Origin of the sequence: Planococcus beigongshangi (assembly GCF_016820495.1) — a bacterium.
Lineage (GTDB): Bacteria > Bacillota > Bacilli > Bacillales_A > Planococcaceae > Planococcus > Planococcus beigongshangi.
Genome location: NZ_JADHDU010000001.1, coordinates 143,556 through 163,272, shown reverse-complemented (window position 1 = coordinate 163,272; position 19,717 = coordinate 143,556). Strand labels below are relative to the sequence as shown.

Here is a 19,717-nt window from a genome sequence, read left to right as displayed (position 1 = left end):
CAAGCAAAAGAAAGCTGTCCGCATCTCCTGCGGACAGCTTTCTTTATTTCTTACAATGCTTTCGCTGCAGCGATGATCAGCATGACCCAGCCTGCGATGAACGCGACCCCGCCGATTGGCGTGATGGCGCCGAGTATGCTGATGCCTGTCAGGCTCAACACATACAGGCTGCCGGAGAAAATGATGATGCCGGCAAGCATCAGGTAGCCGGCCCAGCTGAGTGATCCGAGTGAGCCAATCAGCGTCGAGCTCATCAGAATTCCCACAATGATCAGCCCGATGGAATGAAACATCTGGTACTGGACGGCCGTTTGCCATGTGTCCAGGTATTTATCAGCAACGCGCCCTTCAAGCATATGCGCGCCGAATGCACCGAACGCTACGCTGAGTAACGCGTTGACAGCTCCGGCAATCAAGAAAAATTGCATGGTCTATTCCTCATTCCCATTAAAATTCGAAAAGCGAATCGCCGTTTGCTCCGTCTTCTTCCAGTTTCTTTTCTGAAAGTACAGGCTGCGGCGCGGGGGATGCTGACAGCGGAATCGCGCGAGGCGCCCGGGCGCCCGGCTGCTGTTCACCTTCCAGCACCAAATCACACAATGCCCGGATGGCAGCCAGTGATTCGCGCATTTTCGCCGAATCTCCCATACGCGCCTGGCGAGCATGCTTTTCGATTTCAGCAATCACCCGTTCATGTCCAACAGTCATCAAAATTCCCCCTTTCGTTTACATCTCGTCCTATAGTTTAACATGCCTTCACAGGCACCGTCAGTCCAAACAGAAATCAATCGGCGCTTCTCCGCGCTTCTGTAACAGGCTGTTCACTTTTGAATAAGGCCTGCTGCCGAAAAATCCGCGGCTCGCGCTCAGCGGACTCGGATGCGGCGCTTCAATGACATCATGCCGATCCAGATCAATCAATCCTTTTTTCAACTGGGCCGGCTTGCCCCATAGTACAAAAATGACGGGTTCCTGCCGCGCAGAAAGCTTTCGTATGACTTCGTCCGTGAATGTTTCCCAGCCCTTGCCCCGGTGTGAATTCGCTTCTCCCTGCCGCACAGTCAATACAGTATTCAGCATCATGACGCCCTGGTCCGCCCATTTGGTCAATGTGCCGTTACCCGGTATTTCACAGCCGATATCTTCTTTCATTTCCTTGAACATATTGCGCAGGCTCGGCGGAATCTTTACACCGGGCTTGACGGAAAAGCTCAGGCCGTGCGCCTGCCCCGGTCCGTGATAGGGATCCTGACCGAGAATGACGACTTTTACGTCATTGTAAGCGGTATGTTCGAAAGCGGACCAGATTTCATCTTTCGGCGGATACACCGTCTCTGTCTCATATTGTTCTTTCAGAAACTCACGCAGCTCCAAATAATAAGGTTTTCCAAATTCTTCGCCGACCACTTCCTGCCAGTCGTTGGAGAAAATCTTCTTAGCCATTGCGCCCACTCCTTATTCTTCAAACTCTACCGTTACATCATAGTCGACCAGCTGGAACATTTCCTCCACAGAGCGTGCCGCGTTTCTTTCCGCCAGCTCCAGCACGCCCTGGCCACGGGTCTCTTCCAGCATCATCTGCTTCGCTTCTTCCGCCAGTTCATAGGCTTCCGGGAAATCCCGGCCACCGGCGAGCAATCCTTCATTATTGTAAATTTCGACTTTATCCATGAACAATTCCGGACCTCCGAGGAAATCGGCTTTCGGCAACGTCAGCGTAGCGGTTCTCGCTTCATCATTCACTTCGATATCATCTTCCGTGATTTCCGAAAAATCGATGCCTGCACGGACCGCGCCTGGAACCACGACCAGCAGCTCCCGTTTCGTGCCCGGCAGATCAATGCCGATTTCCTTGCCGAAGATTTTATTATCTTCACGTTTGATGATGACTTTTGAATAGGCTTCCGCCGTCGATAATTCGTTTAGATCCTGTATGCGCTCGAGGAAAGCACTTTTGCTTTCGGTCGCTGTGCTGCCCTGCTGGATCATCCACCATGTTCCAAGCGGCAGGGCCACGAGCAGCAGGAGGACGAGAAGGATCAAGACAAGAAAGGAGTTGCGGAATACGCCCATCATCACTTTTAATGATTTCCAGAATCCTGATTCCTCTGTCCCTTTTTTGCCTTTCATTTCTTCCAATAAGCGTTCTATTTCAGTCAGTTTCGGGTCCTTCGCCAAATGACATCCCTCTTTCTGTTTTTTTCATTTGATAGTCGTGGTACGATATTTCTATATAAGGAGCGATGTCCATGGCTGACTGGCTTGATAAAATCAAAACCGTTTCAAAGACGAAAGGCGACAGTGCTCCTGAAAGTGCGAAAAGCGCCGGAATTGGCTGTCTGGGTGCAATTATTGTAATTGCTACCATTTTAACATTTCTTATCGCATTTGGTCTTTTCAGAAGCGGCCATTGGGTAATGGGAAGCTCCGCCCTGCTGTTCGCAGTAATCGGCACCCTCACGTCAGCACTCCTCTTATGGCCCCAAAAGTCCAATGGATTGTAAATACAGTACGTTTTGATAAAATAAAACATAGTAAACATTCTTTCTATATAAAGGAGATTAATCCATGTCACTCAAAAAAACCTTAACTATAGCAGGATCCGATACTTCCGGCGGTGCCGGCATTCAAGCCGATCTGAAAACGTTCCAGGAACACGGCACATACGGCATGAACGCGCTGACGGTAATCGTCACGATGGATCCGGACAATAATTGGAGCCACGGCGTCCACCCGATTCCGGTCGATACTGTAAAAACGCAGATGACTACCGCTTTTTCCACTGGCGTTGATGCCTTGAAAACAGGCATGCTGCCGACAGCTGAAATCATCCAGGCGGCCGGTGAAGCAATTGCCGCTTCCGGCATCAAAGATGTCGTCATCGACCCGGTCATGGCCTGCAAAGGCGAAGCAGAAGTCATGTTCCCGGAAAACGTCGATGCAATGATCAAGTATTTATTGCCTCACGCAAAAATTGTAACGCCGAACCTTGTGGAAGCTGGAGAGCTGTCGCGCCTCGGCCGCATCTATACGGTGGAAGAGATGCAGGCAGCTGCCGAAAAAATCCACGCAAGCGGTGCCCAATTTGTCGTCATCAAAGGCGGCAAGCAATTGAAGCACGAAAAAGCGGCGGATCTTCTGTATGACGGCGAAAAGCATTATCTGCTGACTACAACAAAAACTGATACTGATTACAACCACGGTGCGGGCTGCACATTTGCCGCTGCCATCACTGCTAACATCGCTAATGGCCAGTCCGTGAAAGACGCTGTACTGAATGCGAAAATTTTCGTATCGGCTGCCATCGAGCACGGCTGGAAGCTGAACGAATTCGTCGGCCCTGTCATGCACGGCGCCGCCAATAAATTCCCGAAAAAAGAAGTTGAGGTAGTGGAGCTGTAAGCCTCCTCACTTCAAACTCACTTTACCCTTACACCAAAAATAGTATGCCACCCAGAAGTCCGGCAGAATTTGTTGGGCTTCTTTTTTATACGCAGCTGTTTCGCTTTTTGTTTCAGGATGTTTTTATCAAAAACTGAAGTTTAAGAAACTTTTTATTCATTGACCCGTAAAAATCAGATAAGTTTTAGATTCTTATTTCAAGGAGGGATACTTTTGCAGAAAGAGCGCCACTACAATACTCAAAGGACCTGCGGTGTCTGGCTGATTTACATAGGTTTGATCATCATCGCTTCCGCTCTGACCGGAGGAGAGTTCTTCATTCAGCCTGCTGTTTTGGGAATCGGTTTCTTCATCGGGTATATCCTTATTTTTGCTTTTCCTTTTGTTAATCGTAAACTGGCTTACGGACAAAACACGAAATTCCAGGACAGAATGGATAATCTGTCCATGCTGCTGAATGTTATCTTATGTACGCTATGCGGATTGCTTATCGGTTTTGAACATCCGAGAGTGGTATGGCTGGCAATCCTCATCGCTGTCGGCATCCATTTTATTGGGTTTTATTTTTCGCAGGGCAAACTGATGATTCTGCTGGCAGTCCTTACAATCATCAACGGCGCATTGGGGCTGGTTTTAACGACTGTTCCTTTTCTGGTTTTTGCGGTAATCGATGGCAGTATCAAGATCATAATCGGCATAAGAATGCTGAGTCTGAAATACGCAATGGAAGAAAGTGCGGAAACCAGGCTTGTTGATTAACAGAAAACCAGTGCAGTTTTTTCACTGCACTGGTTTTTCATTTTAATCGAATCAGAATTTATTTCAGTTTTTTCTTCATGAACACCTGCGCTATATTTTTCTCGAAGCCAAATTTCTTCAACGTATCATAAGTCAGCGCATTGCTTTCCACCGGCACATTGACCGCCGTCCGGCCGATGCCATCTTCGAAATTTCCGAAGACCTCATTCAGCAGAAGCGCTGTAATTCCTTCCCGCTCCGCTGCATCCGGTGCCGTTTCCAGTTGATACAATAAAGTCCGGGAAGGTTTGCCGTGTTCATCGTTCAATTTCCGGAACAATGCATAGCCGGCCGCTTTACCTTTTTCATTAAACGCGATCAGAGCCTGTCCATCCCGGACGCTTTGCCACAGCGTCTGCCAGGGGAAGTCGCCCCGGTAGAACGGCAATTTGCCTATCTCTTCAGGTGAAGCCTGACTGACTTTAACCGCTTCTGAGACGGCCGGCCCTTTTTGATCGACAGTACCGTTTAAATTCATGAAATGCAATTCATCCACGATGTCATAGCCAAGTTTCTCATATAACCCAATCGCCTGATCATTTCCTTTAATCGCTTCCAGCGTCGCCACGTCGACTTGCTGACTTTCCAATATTCGCAACGCCTCTTCCATCAGCTGGATGCCGACGCCTTTTTTGCGCCAGGCTGCCGCAACGCCGGTGCCCCCGTTCCAGCCGATTTTACTGTCTCCGGATTGCCTGATTCCGTTCAGCACAAGGCCCACCGGTTCCTCACCGTCAAACGCCACCACGGATAATTCTTTTGAAAGCCCTTCCTGATCCATTCTCTTCTTGAAGGCGTCGGGTGTTGTCGTCATGTCGAAATGATAGCCTTCAAACCCCTTGTTCCATGCCACTACTGCTTGTTCGATCGTGCATTCGGCCAGCCTCCTGATTTCAACCATCCTTCATCCCCCCTTTGCTTTAAATAGATCTAATTAAATTTATTCGCTTCCTGCACAGGAAACTCCTGCTGAAACACCACACTAACTTGTTTAACAAAGTAGTTGACCTGTATTTTTGAATATGCTATATTGTATTACAACGTAGCTTGATCACACCTTAGTATCTTGTTATGCCACTTAGTAGAAAGAGGTGACCTTATGTCATCAAGCCAAATGCTCAAAGGAATCTTGGATGGCTGTCTGCTGGCAATCATTCATAGACGTGAAACCTACGGCTATGAAATGATTGAAAAGCTGGAGCTTTATGGGTTCCGGATGGTCAGTGAAGGCAGCATCTATCCTGTCCTGCTGCGCCTGCAAAAAGAAGGCTTTGTAAAATCGGTCATGAAAGAATCGCCAAGCGGCCCAAAGAGGAAGTATTATACGCTGACTTCTGAAGGAGAACAGGAATACCTGGAATTCAAGGAACGCTGGGACAATCTATCGCAGTCGGTCAACCGGCTCGTAAAGGAGGAAAAATAATGGTTTTGTCAAAAGACAGTCAGGAATTCATAGCCAATTTGAAATTGTATCTGATGACATCCGGAAAAAAAGACAGTGAGATCAAGGAAATTGCTGAAGAACTGCGGGGGCATCTTGAAGATGCAGAAAGCCGCGGCAAAAACCTGGATACAGTTACAGGTGGTTCCCCCGAAGCTTATATGAAGAATATCAGCAGTGAAATGACAACGGATTTCTACGGCCTCATCAAGCTCATGCCGATGTTCATCCTGCTATTGATCGCCTATTTCATGACAGGTTCGGCCGTCAGGGGCGACTTGAGTTTTTCATTGCTGAAATTGATCTCTTTTCCAATAATCGGCGCGGCAGGCATCGGTGCATATATATTGGCGTTCCGAAAAATGGCATCGAAGAAATGGTCGAGGAAAAAGGAATTCACCATATTGCTATGCATCCAGCTGATAACAGTCGGCCTGTTGTCTGCGGTATTGTTCGCTGATATCTTCTACTTCGAACCTTTCTATATTCCGTCCAGAGAGGTGATGTGGGTCATTGCCGCAATAGGGGTCATCATTTTCATCATCGGCGCAATCTGGTCAAAAACATGGATCACAATCATTATCCCTTTGTTTTTAATCGCTCCTGATTTCATCATGACTTTCATGGATATTGACGAAACGACTGGGCTCTACGTAAATATGGGGACTTTCGTCGGCGGTTTCCTGCTATTCATGGCGTATTTATTGATACAAAACAAAAAGCAGAACCCCCACCATGCGTGAGAGTTCTGCTTTTCGGCTTATTGAGAATGAAGAAAATGTAAGCAATTGATATTCCGCAAAACAGCTTCGCTTTCCTTGGGGCTTGCGCTGAGCTAACTCGGGCTCGTTTCACTCCGCCCGAGTGGATCTCAGCACTTCGCGCGAAACGGAGTTGGAGAGCCAACTCCGTTTCTGTTCCTCTGGGAGTCTGCGCTGTTTTGCTGCATATCTCAGCTTCGCTTCCTATAAAAGAATAAATCTAAGAAATGGTTTCATTGAAAAAGAAAATGTTCTGTTTTCCCCAAAGTCAGAATACAGTAACAGGTGGCGAAATTATCGAAGTAAATGATGCTTTTCATTTTTCCGGAGATCTTTCTTTCAGTTTAACCATCGCTTCGCGCAGCTGCTCCCGGTTCCATTCAACGACAGGATCTTTCACTGCAGCTTTCCGCCGCTTTTTGGCTGTCGGATTTTTGGAGCGCAAATAGCCTTCCATCATCAGGGACACTGCGAAAATCGTTAACGCAATAAACAGGACCGGTGCAAGCGGAAGCCACGGAGCCCCCTGCAAATACCTGAAAGTCGACCCGAACAGCCCCGCCCATTCATAGGAAATCGACATCGGCGGATCGCCGAACATCGGATCGTAGCTGATTTTGGTGCCTCCGAGGAACAGGTTGAGCAGACCGAGGTGCGCAAAAACGATAAATGTTTCCATCACCTGCTGGCCGTACAGAACCGCAATCTTTTCACGCATCTGCGGATACAGATGCTTGCGGATGATACGGAATCGTCCGGCACCAAGCGTCTTGGCAGCCAGGATGTATTCCTTGTCACGCAATAAGGCAGCTTCATTGGCGATCAAGATCGCCACGATTGGAACCGTGAGCAGCGCCATGATCACCACCTGCACGCCGATCCGTTCCCAGATGGTGGTTGTAAAGCCTTCCTGCGGCATCCACAGGACTGGCGTCAGCACAAATGCCGCAAATAATGTAAGCGGGATATAATGCATCGAATCGGCAAGACTTGAAATCCATTTCCGGTGCTTATCAAGATACGTGCCGAGGATATAGCCAAGCGGCACGGCAATCAGCATGCGGAGCGCCCCCACTGCCAGCGCTGCCAGGATCGTATATTTTGCCCCGAGCATCAATTTGCCCAGCATGTCGTAACCGTACTGATCTGAACCGAGCGGGAATTGCCAATTCGGTGAAATCGGCGCACCTTCCACAGCCCGACCTCCTTCCATTATGTAATAAACCTGACGGGGAATATTCCCCCAGATCCATTCATAAACAAAACTGCCGATGAGGAAAAAGGCGATAATGCTGAAGCCGATGACAAAATAAGGCTGTTTCCACATTTACACCGCCTCCTTTCCGCGCAGACGGCGCACAAAATACCATTCCCCGAAACTATAGAGGAAGAACATGGGCAGGAAAAAGCTGAAAACAGCGACTAAAAATCCGAGCGGATACATGTTATCACTGAGGAACAGCATGATTCCCGGCAGATTGAACATCAGTTCCAGCACAAAGAGATTCGACAGCAAGAACCACATCGTCTTTTTGGATTGGAAGAAAACAGAGATGATGGCATTGCGGAACATATGGACAAGTATGATATATACTTTCGAAAATCCAAGAGCACGTGCCAGGTCCACGTACATCTGGCGTTCTTCTTCCTGAAACGTCAGCATGGCCAGCCGGTAAAGCTGGATGGTCGGCAAAATCGCCAAACACAGCACAGGCAGCCAATAAATGCGGTCATCGCCGATCGCTGCGATCTTCGAGATTAAAAATCCTGTCTGTTTATAAACAAGGACCACCGTCAGCTGAGCCAGCATGATGATCAGCAGATCCGGAATTGATTCGAGAAAATACAAGGCCATTTTCACCCGTTCCCGCGCCTTTTCCGACAGCAGCATCGTAATGACTGTCAGAATCAGTGACACGGTAACTGCTGCGACTAATGCCAGGAACAGGATTTCAAGCGAATAAACGATGTATTCGAAGATATTGGGGAACAGCGGGACAGGCTGTTGGATCCGGTTATTGAAAAATGCGATGTCCCCCAGCGGCCACAACTCCTGCAACGTTGAGCTGATCGAGTCGAAATAGGCCCGCCATCTCCACTCCCCCACCAGCCATCCGGTAATCAGGAGAGGCAGGCTGCTCGCAAGGATGATTCCAGCAATTGCTGTAAAAAACTTCAGTATTAGCTTCATATGCTCCATCCTCTTTGTTGGAAAATTCATTCTTTTGTTATTCTACCATTATTTCGGAACCCGTAGAGCTAACTAATCGCATTCTCAGTATTTTTTCCATATACTTAAAAGATACGGATTGTTTGAGGAGGGTTTTATCGTGGAATTAGTTGAAGTCAAGAAATTGCAGGTCCAGTTGGATGCGTTCGCCGGGAAAGATGTATATCTTCACCTGGAAACCACGAATGGATCCTACGCCAGCCATTTTAATGAAGCGTTTTTCAATGCGGGCGCTTTTATCCGCAATGTAGTGATCAATTATGAACTGGGTAAAGTGGTCGGCGACAGCCCGCACCGTGTCGGCTTGAAGCTGCCGCATGGCTGGGTTTATGCACAAGGCATCACCCATTATGAAATGGATGACCAGGGACGCCTGCTGCTGGCAGGCCATGACGGAACAGGAAAACTGGCGGTGGCGCTGCAGATCAGCGAAACACCATTCAGTTATTAAGGGGGCAATAAAATGACGATTCCAACAGAACGGCATGTATTGGTCGTATTTCCGCATCCCGACGACGAAGCGTTCGGTGTATCCGGAACAATGACCACTCATATAAAACAAGGGACGCCGGTCACATACGCCTGTCTGACACTCGGTGAAATGGGCAGAAACCTGGGTAACCCGCCATTTGCAACACGCGAATCACTTCCGGAAATCCGCAAGAAGGAATTGGCGGCATCCGCTGAAGCGATCGGCCTGACAGATCTCCGCATGATGGGGCTCCGTGATAAGACGATTGAGTTTGAAGACGATGAAAAGATGGTCGGCATGATGACAGAACTGATCGAAGAATTGAATCCTTCACTGATCATTACGTTCTATCCGAAATTCGCCGTACATCCGGATCACGAAGCGACAGCGCGTGCCGTAGTCCGTGCAGTGCGCCGCATGGAAGATCGTCCGAAGCTGCACTGCGTGGCTTTTGCCAATAATACGCTTGAAGTTCTTGGAGCACCGGATATCGTCCATGACGTAACACCTGTGAGAGACCACAAGATGGCTTCCATGCAAGCCCATATTTCGCAGACGGCCTGGATGCTGAAAGAGATGGAGCATAAACTGGCTGAAGGCGATCCGGAAACGGAAAACTGGCTGACGCAGGAACGTTTCTACAAGTACCGCTGGGAAGATGATTTCGAAGTTTCGTTCTGATACGCAACACCCTTATTTTCTTTATTGAAAATAAGGGTGTTTTTTCTATAGATTTCAGATAATATAAACTATATTATTGACAGTATTCTTTGGGGGAAGATGCTGTATAATAAGTAATTAGAATGTGTATTTATGCACAATGAAAAGGGGATTCTCAATGAAGAAAAAGTTTTCTGCATCAACCTGGCTCTTATTTTTAATTCCATCATTGCTCGGTATCTTACTGTTCCTGACTCCGATTCCTATAACGAATGCTGACGGCGACACGGAATGGATGGTCACAGTTGCTGTCCTGGCAAACTGGATGGCGGATAATATCGCATCAGTTGTGCCCTGGATCATGCTTGTCGTCCTTTCCGTTGCAGCAATCGGCTCATTGTTGTTCATAGCCAAAAAACCGAATACGGATGAAAATGTCCCGTTCTTCGATAAACTTTTCAACGTCAGCCTGTTCTGGACTATTACACGCATCATAGCTGCAGTATTTGCCTTCATGGTCTTGTTCCAAGTAGGACCTGAAGCAGTTTGGAGCGACGCTACCGGCGGACTGCTGCTTGACGGCGAAGACGGACTTCTGTCGTTCCTGTTCACGATTTTCCTGTTCGCCGGGCTTCTTTTGCCGCTATTGATGAACTTCGGACTTCTTGAATTCTTCAGTTCCATGATGATGAAAATCATGCGTCCGCTGTTCCGGCTGCCTGGCCGTTCTTCCATTGATGCCCTTGCTTCATGGGTAGGCGACGGAACAATCGGCGTCCTTCTGACAAGCAAGCAATACGAAGACAATAAATATACACAGCGCGAAGCGGCAATCATCGGAACAACGTTTTCGGTGGTATCCATCACTTTCGCAATTGTTGTCATCGGTGAAATCGGCCTTTCAAGCTACTTCCTTCCATACTATGGGACAGTCATTCTTGCAGGACTCATTCTAGCTTTGATCATGCCGCGCATTTATCCGTTGACACGCAAACCAACGACTTATATCGATGGTTCCGATCAGGAATCCCAAACGGAAGATGTCCCGAAAGGATATAATGCCGCCTCTCACGGCCTTGAACTGGCACTGCAAAAAGCCAACCGTAACCGTTCAGTAACCGGATTCTTCAAAGATGGATTCAAAAACGTTCTGGATATGTGGATCGGCGTTGCGCCGGTTGTTATGGCATTCGGGACAATTGCTTTGATCCTTGCTGAAAACACAAGTCTTTTTTCTATACTCGGCACACCATTTGTACCGTATCTGAATTTACTTGGCATTCCGGAAGCGGCTGAAGCGGCACAATTGATGGTTGTCGGCTTTGCTGATATGTTCCTGCCGGCCATTCTAGGCCAAGGCATCGAATCTGAAATGACGCGTTTCGTCGTAGCGACGATGTCCGTCACACAGCTGATCTACCTTTCTGAAGTCGGCGGCATCCTCCTTGGATCGAAAATTCCAGTCAACATCTTTGACCTGATCGTCATTTTCCTTCTTCGCACAATCATCGCTCTTCCGATTGTGGCAGGCGTTGCACACCTTCTATTCTAATAAAAATGAAAATGCCATCCGCGGTTGCGGATGGCATTTACTATTCCGCGAAGAAATATCATCTATTTCAATCATTCCGTTTCAGCTGTACGCTTTCCGCAGGGAGCTGCCTGAGCCTCCTCGTCGCTTCGCTCCTGTGAGGTCTCAGGACTCGCTCTGTATCCTGCAGGAGTCGCCAGCTTTCACTCCATTTTGATTCTTTCAGGAAATGAGACGATTGGTTTCCATTCCATACATTACTTAAAGTTTTGAAAGCGACTTTGAGATTGGGAGTAAAACAGCGGAGACTCCATCTCTTAAATAACACAGTTCCAAGAACCGTGCTCCACCAGTGCTGCGCACTTCGTCACAAACATCCGTCCTCGCGGTCGTCGGCCAGATTATCGGCGCTGTTTTTGGAATATCGAATACTTACTTACCTTTTTTCATTCTCGACTAAACACAAAAATGCCATCTGCGTCGGCGGATGGCATTTTTTCTTTTTGTGTCTGGACTCCAGTAGCCCGGCTCTTCGGGTCATTAACCAGCCTGGCTACATGGTCAGGGCCACTTCGCTATTCTGTCTGATAGCTTTCAGCGCTTAACGGGCCCTGTCGCTTTTCCTGCTACGCTTTTTGCAGTTTGACTTTCAATTTTTCAAGCATGTCCGCCGTCATGGCATCGAGATCATAGCTTGCTTTAAAGCCCCACTCTTTGACCGCAGCCGATGCGTCAATGCTGTCCGGCCAGCTGTCAGCGATCGACTGGCGAACCTGATCCACATCATATTCCATTTTGAAATCCGGAATGAATTTGCGGATGGAAGCTGCAATCTGTTCAGGCTCAAAGCTCATCGCCGTTACGTTGAAGGCATTGCGGTGTTCAAGTTTTGAAGGATCCGCTTCCATCAGGTCGATGATCGCCTGGATCGCATCCGGCATATACATCATATCCATATACGTCCCTTTATCGATAAAGGAAGAATAGCTTCCCTGTTCCAGTGCTTTGTAATAGATATCCACTGCATAATCCGTCGTGCCGCCGCCCGGTTGTGCCACATATGAGATCAATCCCGGGAAACGGACGCCTCGAGTATCAACGCCGAATTTGTGGAAATAATAGTCACACAGCAATTCGCCGGAGACTTTATTGACACCGTACATGGTCGTTGGTCGCTGCAGCGTGTCTTGTGGTGTATCCACTTTAGGAGTCGATGGCCCGAATGCGCCGATCGAGCTCGGCGTAAAGAATTGCATGCCAAGTTCCCGGGATGCTTCAAGCGCATTGACCAAACCTCCCATATTCAAATTCCAGGCAAGCAATGGTTTTTCTTCTGCAGTGGCAGATAATAAGGCAGCCATATGCATCATCGTGTCGGCACCGAAATCTTTTGCCAGGTCATGCATTCTCTGCGCATCGGTCACATCCAGAATTTCAAATGGTCCGCTCTTATCTTCCGATGGGCGGATATCGGTCGCCAAGACATTGTCCGCACCGTAAATCTCCCGCAGTTTTCCGGTCAATTCGGAACCGATCTGCCCCAGTGCACCAGTGATCATAATTCGTTTCATATAAAAGCTCCTCTCGACTAAAACATATGTCCTCTGTATAAAAACAATAACATCGGTAAATTTGTTGTTGTGACAGCTTTTGCTATAACGCCATTATAAATTGTTCTCTTTAAAAACACAACGACTTTCAAAATTCCTGGTCTTGAACATATTTGATATACTGATATAAAGCTTCAAAGACGAAAAGAGTTTCCTCTATTAGAAAAGAATCTTTTGTTGGAGGTGAACCATGAGATCCCTGCGCCTATTACCATTGTTCTGCATCGGCATGGCTTTGACAGCTTTGTTATTATCCTACGGCCTCTCCAGGTGGCTTGTATTTACGATCGTGATCGGTTTATACCTGATTGCAATGGTATTGCCAGGGGTTTATGCCGTCTATTTTTCCAATTCGATTCCACGGATCGGACGCTATATCAAACGGAATCGATTCAAACCTATTTTCGCTTTTCCCTATGCACTCGGCAATGGAAGTGACCAGGATGTTGAAGCGGCCATCGAACAGGTGCTGAAGAAGCACAAACAGCCTGAACTGCAATCCATTTACCGTACCCTTTTAGCACTCCACCGCGGACAGGCCGCTGTGGCAGTGCAGCATGCCGAAACGATCGAGCCTGAACCGCTGCGCAGTTATTATCTGGCTCAGGCGGCAGTCGCATCAGGTGATTTGCAGCGTGCCCAAAATCTGAGCAATGAAATCAGCGAGTCTTGGATGAAACATTCCATCGAGGCTTTGATCGCGCGCGAAACGAATGAGGCGGAATTCCTCCAATTGGCCGAGAAGAGCGTCCAGGAAGCTCGCGGTGTGCAGAAATATACATTGCAAAAGAATTTTGAACGAGTGAAATAGACTGGATCAAAAATTTAAAAATCGCCCTGCCGGCAGTTAGCCGCAGGGCGATTCTCTTTTTTAATTAATAACTCCAAGCTCTTTGCCGACTTTTTCATAAATCGCAATTGCCTGATCCAGCATTTCTTTCGTATGGGCAGCCGTCGGCATATTCCGTACGCGGCCTGTTCCTTTTGGTACGGTCGGGAAAACGATCGATTTCGCATAGACGCCTTCTTCGAAGAGGCGTTTCGAGAATTCCTGTGCCGCTTTTTCTTCGCCGATGATGCAAGGCGTGATTGGCGTTGCAGAGTCACCGATATCAAAGCCCAATTCTTTCAGGCCTTTTTTCAGGTAATCTCCGTTTTCCCACAGTTTGTCATGAAGTTCTGTCGAATCCATGATCATCTGTATCGCAGCTGTAATTGCCGCCACATCTCCAGGCGTTACTGCAGTGGAGAACAGGAACGGACGTGAACGGACTTTCAGCCAGTCGATCAGGTTCTGTTTACCGGCTACATAGCCCCCGACCACTCCGACTGCTTTTGAAAGAGTCCCCATTTGCATATCGACTTCTTTTTCAAGACCGAAATGTTTCACTGTGCCTTTGCCTTTGCCGGTAACGCCTGAACCGTGAGCATCATCGACATACGTGATCAAGTCGAATTCTTTTGCAATTTCCACGATTTCAGGAAGTTTCGCGATATCGCCGTCCATCGAGAAGACGCCATCTGTGATGACCATGATTTTATTGTATTGGCCGGATTCCGTCGCTTCTTTCGCTTTTGCACGAAGATCTTCCATATCCGAGTGTTTGTAAGCGATGATTTTCGCTTTCGACAGACGGCAGCCGTCGATGATGGACGCATGGTTCAGCTGATCCGAAAGAATCGCATCATTTTTGTCCATGACAGCAGAAATGGCTGCCATATTGCAGTTAAAGCCGGATTGGTATGAAATTGCCGCTTCTGTGCCTTTGAATTCAGCCAATTTTTCCTCCAATTTCACATGAAGGTCAAGCGTACCATTGATCGTACGGACCGCACCTGCGCCGACTCCGTATTTATCGATCGCTTCTTTGGCGATCCTCTTCAGGTCTTCGTTTGTCGCAAGACCCAGATAGTTGTTGGAAGACAAGTTGATCAGGTCTTTACCGCGCACCTGGATGATCGGTCCGTTCGGTCCTTCAACAGGATCGATTTCGTTATATAAACCCTGCTCTTTAAGTTCATTCAGGTTATCATTCAGGAAAGCATCTAGTTTTTTTGACAATGGAATCTCCCTTTCATCTACATGATTGTTCTACTTCCTTATCATAACGCAATTAGGCACAAAAAGAAAAAGCGGGCCTCGGCCCGCTTTTCAATCAGTTCTTATTATTGCCTTTACCTTTATTTTTGCCTTTGCCCTTATTCGGGTTGTCTTTTTTATAGATTACTTCATAAGTGAATTCCTGTGCTGATTTCTGGCCTTCCGGAGCTGCGTAGGAAGTGATCATTTTCACATTGCCTTCACGGAGCACTTGCTGAAGATCCAGCGCGTCTTTATCCGTCACATTGAACGGATCGACATGGAATACGCGCTGTTTGCCATTTTTCTTTGTTTGGATGAAAGTAGTCGTGAAGTCGACATATTCCCCTTTCAATTGACCAAGGGATTGGAATGCTTCGGTAGTAGAACCGTCATTTGAGAAATCACCCAATTGAACATTTTTGATGAACCAGCCTGTATTGTTTGAGCCCCAGTCCGTCAGGTTACGGAATGACACCAATACTTCTTGTCCAGCATAAGCGGAAAGATCAAATGTTTCTGTAGCCCAGTCACCATTCGTGCCAGTGAACCCTGGAACATTTTCCTTAATCGTCGGGTAGCCTTCTTCGACTACATCTGACCGTGTGTTGTCATTTTCAAGTGAAGTCCACGTTTCGCCGTTGTCCGTTGAAACCTGCACCATACCAAAATCCCATTGCTCTTCAATGTCATAATAATGATCGAAAGTCAGCGCTGCATCATCAGCCGGCACCGTTGCGCCGAAGATCAATGCCTGATCCGCTTCGTCACCGTTGTTTGCATGAAGCACCTGCTGACCAGAACCTTTAGGATCTGCAACTGCGCTCCACTGAAGCGGAAGGAAATCAACGCCGTCAAATTCAAGGCCGCGTACATCTTTTCCTAAGTTGAATTCCTTAAAGTCGCCGCCCCATGCCGGTACGCCTTCTTTTTCAAATGTCTTCGCTTTTTCAAAGTCTACCGTCTTGCCTCTTACGCCGTCTCCGACAGGCATATTGCGCAGATCGATGCTGTCGATGTTATAATCACTGCTCACTTCAGAGTTATCCAAAGTGATCGCCGTCATGAAGTTCTGGTAAACTTCTGTGAATGTCTTATCCGTGCCGTAATCCTTCAGGGTTTTGTCGACGCTTGACATTCCCTGGTTGTCGCCGTCCGTAGCCAATTCACGGATGAACTCCTGGCCGAATTTATCGTACATATAAAGCGTGAACAGGTAAACCTGCCCATAATCCGCGATCGTTTCAGGACCCGTAGCGGCTGAGCCATGCTCATCCCAGTTTACAAGTGAGTTTTCCGGGTGATCCAGGTAGAAATTGATCGATCCTTCACCGTGGCCGTAGCCCCCAAGAAACTCAGAGAATGTTGACATCCCTTCGTTCAGCCAAGTTTCTTCAGCTCCGTCGTTATCAGCTTGAATCAAATGCTGAAGCTCATGGATCGTCGTTCCAAAGAATGTGCTTTCAAGGCGTGTTTCCCATGAATTCGTATCAATTGTAATGATGTTGCGGTCTGTATAATTTTCAAGCGTCTGCCAGAAGAAACCGGCAACGAAGAATGGGTAGGTAGGATCGTTCCATCCCTCATCCTGGACATTGTCAACCAGCATGATGATTTTATCCGACCCTTCATAATATCCTTCCGGCAAACCGACCATTCCCGGAAGCGGGGAATTCGAGCCATTCAATGAATCCGGCGTTCCAAAGAAATCCGTGGCTACCGGATAAATATTGCTGTCGAATTCGTCGCGCAATGTATCGACCTGTTCCTGTGTTACGACATCCGCCGGCTTCGGATTATCCGGTCCGTAAGCCAGGTCATTCGCTACCCAGATCTCGACATTGTCCCCGATGCTGCGCAGGGTGAATTCTTTGAATGCCAGATTGCGGTCAAGGAACAGTTTTGTGCCGTGATCTTCAGTAAAAGAGCTTTGTGCCGAAGCATTACTGGAACCGGCAGCTGCGTTATCCAGACTGCCTGCCTGTGCTTTAATTTTCTTATCCGCTTCTTTCAGGAAGTTGGCATCCTGTGATAATTCATTGAGGCTTTGATCGATATCGATTCTGTCGCCGTAGCGTTCCGTGTTCCAGTCTTTCACAGACGGCAATATTTCTGCCGGAGCCGCCATTGCAGCTGGCGCCATTAATGATAAAGTTAACGCGCTTGCTGATAAAATTGAAATCCATTTGCTCTTGATCATTTGATGTGTTCCCCTTCCAACTTATCAGAATTTTTTAATCTTTTACGAGCTTAACATATCTGATAATTCAGAAGTATAGTGTATAATGTTTATTTCGAAATTCGAAGTAATAGGAAAATGGTATTGGTGTAATTGGCTATTTGGCCTAAATATTTCTTGTATATTCAAAAAAACATCTGCGCAGAAATTCTGCACAGATGTTTTTGATCTTTTAGTGGTCATTCCATATTGCCGAATAGATCCTGCAGAATATAATAGGATTGCTTCAGCCGTTCCTCTGACTGCGGCAGCTGCCACGTTTCCCAGTCGTATAACTTACTGTCGCCTTCTAAGCCCAGCATCTCTTCGCCGCCTGATGCCCGTTCAAGGATTGCCGCCACTCCGATGCCTTCAACCGTGCTGCTCGCTTCAATACCGTCTTTTTGCAAATCACCGGTGAATTCTTTTTTCCCCGGAGCTTTGGCATTGAGCATCATCCATGGAACGCGGATTTCCAAAATCCCTGTCTCTTCCGAATAATAATAGTCATTCAGTGAATCGTAGTCTTCATGCTCCGGATTTGCCATACCGAAACGCATCAAGCCCGTTTCATAGGCTTCAAATGGAATTTCTTCTCCTGTGTCAGGACGCGTGAATGCTTTATTCAGCGCCAGTCTTATGGGATGGAAATTTTCTTCGATTGCCGGTTCTTCCGGAATCATTTCAAGGCGGTTGTGATAGTCATAATAGAAGGTATCATAATCCCCTGCCACCCGGAGCGCAGCGTCTTCGCCTTCGATGCTCAATTCGAAATCGGCCAGGAATCCATCTTCCACAGCAATTCCTTCGTCTTCACGGACACTGAAGTAAAAGTGCAGCTTGTCTTTAGCAAACCACTCTTCATCCGGCTCAAATTGGGCTTTTACATACACATAGCGTTCATCCGAATCCACTGACAGTGAACGGATTGCGCCTTCACTTTTTTCGTAAAGCACCATTTCCTCCTGCCAATCATCTTCTCCGTCCACTTTGATCTTATGGCGATCAAAACTCAGCAGACCGAATTGCTGTTCATTGGTCTGGGCATTGGACCAAAACGGCCGTTCATCGGGATTATCATATTCCATGGTATTCCATGTCCGCTTGAACCATTCATCCTGCCAGGTAAAGACCAGGCCGCCGAGCATTTCCTCTTCCAGAATATCTTCATACAGCCGGCTGACAATCTCTCCCTGCTCCCGTTCCGAAATAAATCCTTGATTCCAGCCAAACGGATTTCTATGCGTCATGCCGCGAGAGGCCGGAATGCCAAATTCAGCAATCAGGATCGGCATTTCATGCGATTCGTTCAAGTCACGCAGATATCCCGCATAATTATTTTTTTCGCCTCGATGATCGATGAATTCCGTGTATTTTTCATCCAGATTTAAAAAATCAGGATAATAAGGATAGACATGATAGGAAGCGAAAATACCGGGTTCGGCCAACTCACCTTTCGTTTCGATATGATTGGGGTCAACTGTCGCCAGGTCTTCCTGTTCGCTCGGTTCTGCCGGCTGGTCGATATTATCCGTCGTCACCCAATTTGTAAAGCTTAGCGGACGCATACTGTCGTAATTTTCATGTTCGTAGACAGCCAGCACATCCAGCTGCTGCGCAACCCAATGTTCCATCGGATTGGCATCCTCCGTTTTGATGAATGTGCCATCGTACTCTCCGAGATCTTTATATTTCATCCCCATTTCCTGGACCATGTGCGGATGCCACTCGATACCGGCCATCCAGCCGATAACATAATCCGAAATGTCCGCCTTATACTTCCCATAGGTATGGCCTGGTTGCTGTTCGACTTCTGCATTTCCATGGACGGCATCCACAATCGTTTTCATCTCCTGCTGGAACCTTTCTGTAATTTCAGGAGTGAAAGCATCTTTTGTCTCTTCGAGGGGCTCTTCATCAATCCATACACCGTGGAATAAATACAATGGTGTATCCGCTTTTTTATTGTATTGTTCCAGTGCTTCATAAAAATCCGGCGGGTGCAGTGTGTAGACACGGATCGAGTTGGCATTCATCTCGCCGATCGCCTCGAACCAGCGATCATACTCTTCCCGTGTAATCCCTGCCTCTCCCGGAAATGTGCCGGGTTTAGCCATGCCGAGATTGACCCCTTTTATAGTCACTTCCCGCCATTCGCCATCTTCAAAAACTTCGAATTGCTCTCCTGCTATGCGGGCAGAATACGAAATACCATCTTTTTCTGTTCCAACCTGGACTTCGGGTTGGTTGAAGATCGTGAACTCAACAGGTTTATCTGCCTGTATCCACCAGACTCCCAACAGCACCAAAAGTAAACCAATTGCAGCTATGATAACTTTTTTCATTCTCGTCCTGCTTTCATATTGAAGTATCTTTTTCGCACCATTATATATCGTATAAAACTTAAATCATAGGAAATATTGTATATTCATATTTTTATTTTCCTAAATAATCCTTTTTTTAAACAATATAAAGCTGAAGCTGCTCGTATGAACGGGCCGCTTCAGCTTTATG

General features: G+C 47.4%; 20 protein-coding genes. 9 read left to right on the top strand and 11 right to left on the bottom strand.

Annotation, left to right across the window (positions count from 1 at the left end; all coding sequences use genetic code 11):
* Positions 1 to 50 precede the first annotated feature (50 nt).
* The 4 genes from IQ294_RS00815 to IQ294_RS00800 are packed head-to-tail and all read right to left on the bottom strand — an operon-like array spanning position 51 to position 2,178.
* Positions 51 to 428, bottom strand: a complete 378-nt coding sequence (locus IQ294_RS00815; protein ID WP_203332118.1) for a DUF423 domain-containing protein — start codon at positions 426 to 428, stop codon at positions 51 to 53.
* A 19-nt stretch (positions 429 to 447) separates the two neighbouring features.
* Positions 448 to 708: a YwdI family protein gene (locus tag IQ294_RS00810; RefSeq protein ID WP_203332117.1), complete on the bottom strand. Its 261-nt coding sequence runs from the start codon at positions 706 to 708 to the stop codon at positions 448 to 450.
* A gap of 60 nt (positions 709 to 768) precedes the next feature.
* On the bottom strand, positions 769 to 1,443 hold the full coding sequence (locus tag IQ294_RS00805) for a uracil-DNA glycosylase (protein WP_203332116.1): 675 nt from the start codon (positions 1,441 to 1,443) through the stop codon (positions 769 to 771).
* Positions 1,444 to 1,455: 12 nt separating this feature from the next.
* Entirely contained in the window at positions 1,456 to 2,178 is a 723-nt protein-coding gene (locus IQ294_RS00800) for a DUF4230 domain-containing protein (RefSeq protein ID WP_203332115.1), read from the bottom strand.
* A gap of 71 nt (positions 2,179 to 2,249) precedes the next feature.
* Here IQ294_RS00800 and IQ294_RS00795 point away from each other — a divergent pair, with 71 nt between their 5' ends.
* The 3 genes from IQ294_RS00795 to IQ294_RS00785 all read left to right on the top strand — a co-directional run bounded on the left by IQ294_RS00795 (position 2,250) and on the right by IQ294_RS00785 (position 4,161).
* The gene (locus IQ294_RS00795; protein WP_203332114.1) at positions 2,250 to 2,504 is read left to right on the top strand and encodes a hypothetical protein; all 255 of its coding nucleotides are present in this window, start codon (positions 2,250 to 2,252) and stop codon (positions 2,502 to 2,504) included.
* A gap of 64 nt (positions 2,505 to 2,568) precedes the next feature.
* Positions 2,569 to 3,402 (top strand): bifunctional hydroxymethylpyrimidine kinase/phosphomethylpyrimidine kinase, encoded by an 834-nt coding sequence (gene thiD, locus IQ294_RS00790; RefSeq protein WP_203332113.1) that lies wholly within the window; start codon positions 2,569 to 2,571, stop codon positions 3,400 to 3,402.
* Positions 3,403 to 3,615: 213 nt separating this feature from the next.
* Entirely contained in the window at positions 3,616 to 4,161 is a 546-nt protein-coding gene (locus tag IQ294_RS00785) for a DUF6609 family protein (RefSeq protein ID WP_203332112.1), read from the top strand.
* Positions 4,162 to 4,219: 58 nt separating this feature from the next.
* Here IQ294_RS00785 and IQ294_RS00780 read toward each other — a convergent pair whose 3' ends face one another.
* Complete coding sequence (locus IQ294_RS00780) at positions 4,220 to 5,101, bottom strand: GNAT family N-acetyltransferase (protein WP_203332111.1); 882 nt, start codon at positions 5,099 to 5,101, stop codon at positions 4,220 to 4,222.
* Positions 5,102 to 5,299: 198 nt separating this feature from the next.
* Here IQ294_RS00780 and IQ294_RS00775 point away from each other — a divergent pair, with 198 nt between their 5' ends.
* Positions 5,300 to 5,623: a PadR family transcriptional regulator gene (locus tag IQ294_RS00775; protein ID WP_203332110.1), complete on the top strand. Its 324-nt coding sequence runs from the start codon at positions 5,300 to 5,302 to the stop codon at positions 5,621 to 5,623.
* Positions 5,623 to 6,384: an HAAS domain-containing protein gene (locus tag IQ294_RS00770; RefSeq protein WP_203332109.1), complete on the top strand. Its 762-nt coding sequence runs from the start codon at positions 5,623 to 5,625 to the stop codon at positions 6,382 to 6,384. The genes IQ294_RS00775 and IQ294_RS00770 overlap by 1 nt, the downstream gene beginning before the upstream one ends.
* Positions 6,385 to 6,718: 334 nt before the next feature.
* On the opposite strand, the gene IQ294_RS00765 is transcribed toward IQ294_RS00770, so the two are convergent.
* Together IQ294_RS00765 and IQ294_RS00760 are read right to left on the bottom strand one after the other, a co-directional pair.
* The gene (locus tag IQ294_RS00765; protein WP_203332108.1) at positions 6,719 to 7,729 is read right to left on the bottom strand and encodes an ABC transporter permease; all 1,011 of its coding nucleotides are present in this window, start codon (positions 7,727 to 7,729) and stop codon (positions 6,719 to 6,721) included.
* On the bottom strand, positions 7,730 to 8,593 hold the full coding sequence (locus IQ294_RS00760; protein ID WP_203332107.1) for an ABC transporter permease subunit: 864 nt from the start codon (positions 8,591 to 8,593) through the stop codon (positions 7,730 to 7,732).
* Positions 8,594 to 8,732: 139 nt separating this feature from the next.
* Here IQ294_RS00760 and IQ294_RS00755 point away from each other — a divergent pair, with 139 nt between their 5' ends.
* The 3 genes from IQ294_RS00755 to IQ294_RS00745 all read left to right on the top strand — a co-directional run bounded on the left by IQ294_RS00755 (position 8,733) and on the right by IQ294_RS00745 (position 11,316).
* Positions 8,733 to 9,083: a YojF family protein gene (locus tag IQ294_RS00755; RefSeq protein WP_084244136.1), complete on the top strand. Its 351-nt coding sequence runs from the start codon at positions 8,733 to 8,735 to the stop codon at positions 9,081 to 9,083.
* A 12-nt stretch (positions 9,084 to 9,095) separates the two neighbouring features.
* Complete coding sequence (bshB2, locus tag IQ294_RS00750) at positions 9,096 to 9,785, top strand: bacillithiol biosynthesis deacetylase BshB2 (RefSeq protein WP_203332106.1); 690 nt, start codon at positions 9,096 to 9,098, stop codon at positions 9,783 to 9,785.
* Between the two features lie 157 nt (positions 9,786 to 9,942).
* Entirely contained in the window at positions 9,943 to 11,316 is a 1,374-nt protein-coding gene (locus IQ294_RS00745) for a YjiH family protein (RefSeq protein ID WP_203332105.1), read from the top strand.
* Between the two features lie 605 nt (positions 11,317 to 11,921).
* Here the strand turns inward: IQ294_RS00745 and IQ294_RS00740 are convergent.
* Positions 11,922 to 12,866, bottom strand: coding sequence for an L-threonine 3-dehydrogenase (locus IQ294_RS00740; RefSeq protein ID WP_203332104.1), 945 nt, complete (start codon positions 12,864 to 12,866; stop codon positions 11,922 to 11,924).
* A gap of 229 nt (positions 12,867 to 13,095) precedes the next feature.
* Between IQ294_RS00740 and IQ294_RS00735 the strand changes: the two genes are divergently transcribed.
* Complete coding sequence (locus IQ294_RS00735) at positions 13,096 to 13,716, top strand: hypothetical protein (RefSeq protein WP_203332103.1); 621 nt, start codon at positions 13,096 to 13,098, stop codon at positions 13,714 to 13,716.
* 60 nt (positions 13,717 to 13,776) lie between these two features.
* Here the strand turns inward: IQ294_RS00735 and IQ294_RS00730 are convergent, their stop codons facing one another.
* From IQ294_RS00730 to IQ294_RS00720, 3 genes are all read right to left on the bottom strand, one after another.
* The gene (locus IQ294_RS00730) at positions 13,777 to 14,967 is read right to left on the bottom strand and encodes a glycine C-acetyltransferase (RefSeq protein WP_203332102.1); all 1,191 of its coding nucleotides are present in this window, start codon (positions 14,965 to 14,967) and stop codon (positions 13,777 to 13,779) included.
* A gap of 94 nt (positions 14,968 to 15,061) precedes the next feature.
* The gene (locus IQ294_RS00725) at positions 15,062 to 17,185 is read right to left on the bottom strand and encodes a M6 family metallopeptidase (RefSeq protein ID WP_203332101.1); all 2,124 of its coding nucleotides are present in this window, start codon (positions 17,183 to 17,185) and stop codon (positions 15,062 to 15,064) included.
* Between the two features lie 218 nt (positions 17,186 to 17,403).
* Positions 17,404 to 19,548, bottom strand: coding sequence for a hypothetical protein (locus IQ294_RS00720; protein WP_203332100.1), 2,145 nt, complete (start codon positions 19,546 to 19,548; stop codon positions 17,404 to 17,406).
* Positions 19,549 to 19,717: the final 169 nt, after the last annotated feature.

What these genes read in the sequence shown, in the direction of transcription:
- IQ294_RS00810 (WP_203332117.1), bottom strand. Translation starts at nt 708, where the DNA reads ATGACTGTTGGACATGAACGGGTGATTGCTGAAATCGAAAAGCATGCT.
- IQ294_RS00720 (WP_203332100.1), bottom strand. Translation starts at nt 19,548, where the DNA reads ATGAAAAAAGTTATCATAGCTGCAATTGGTTTACTTTTGGTGCTGTTG.
- IQ294_RS00760 (WP_203332107.1), bottom strand. Translation starts at nt 8,593, where the DNA reads ATGAAGCTAATACTGAAGTTTTTTACAGCAATTGCTGGAATCATCCTT.
- IQ294_RS00725 (WP_203332101.1), bottom strand. Translation starts at nt 17,185, where the DNA reads ATGATCAAGAGCAAATGGATTTCAATTTTATCAGCAAGCGCGTTAACT.
- IQ294_RS00780 (WP_203332111.1), bottom strand. Translation starts at nt 5,101, where the DNA reads ATGGTTGAAATCAGGAGGCTGGCCGAATGCACGATCGAACAAGCAGTA.
- IQ294_RS00815 (WP_203332118.1), bottom strand. Translation starts at nt 428, where the DNA reads ATGCAATTTTTCTTGATTGCCGGAGCTGTCAACGCGTTACTCAGCGTA.
- IQ294_RS00740 (WP_203332104.1), bottom strand. Translation starts at nt 12,866, where the DNA reads ATGAAACGAATTATGATCACTGGTGCACTGGGGCAGATCGGTTCCGAA.
- IQ294_RS00735 (WP_203332103.1), top strand. Translation starts at nt 13,096, where the DNA reads ATGAGATCCCTGCGCCTATTACCATTGTTCTGCATCGGCATGGCTTTG.
- thiD (WP_203332113.1), top strand. Translation starts at nt 2,569, where the DNA reads ATGTCACTCAAAAAAACCTTAACTATAGCAGGATCCGATACTTCCGGC.
- IQ294_RS00805 (WP_203332116.1), bottom strand. Translation starts at nt 1,443, where the DNA reads ATGGCTAAGAAGATTTTCTCCAACGACTGGCAGGAAGTGGTCGGCGAA.
- IQ294_RS00745 (WP_203332105.1), top strand. Translation starts at nt 9,943, where the DNA reads ATGAAGAAAAAGTTTTCTGCATCAACCTGGCTCTTATTTTTAATTCCA.
- bshB2 (WP_203332106.1), top strand. Translation starts at nt 9,096, where the DNA reads ATGACGATTCCAACAGAACGGCATGTATTGGTCGTATTTCCGCATCCC.
- IQ294_RS00795 (WP_203332114.1), top strand. Translation starts at nt 2,250, where the DNA reads ATGGCTGACTGGCTTGATAAAATCAAAACCGTTTCAAAGACGAAAGGC.
- IQ294_RS00765 (WP_203332108.1), bottom strand. Translation starts at nt 7,729, where the DNA reads ATGTGGAAACAGCCTTATTTTGTCATCGGCTTCAGCATTATCGCCTTT.
- IQ294_RS00775 (WP_203332110.1), top strand. Translation starts at nt 5,300, where the DNA reads ATGTCATCAAGCCAAATGCTCAAAGGAATCTTGGATGGCTGTCTGCTG.
- IQ294_RS00770 (WP_203332109.1), top strand. Translation starts at nt 5,623, where the DNA reads ATGGTTTTGTCAAAAGACAGTCAGGAATTCATAGCCAATTTGAAATTG.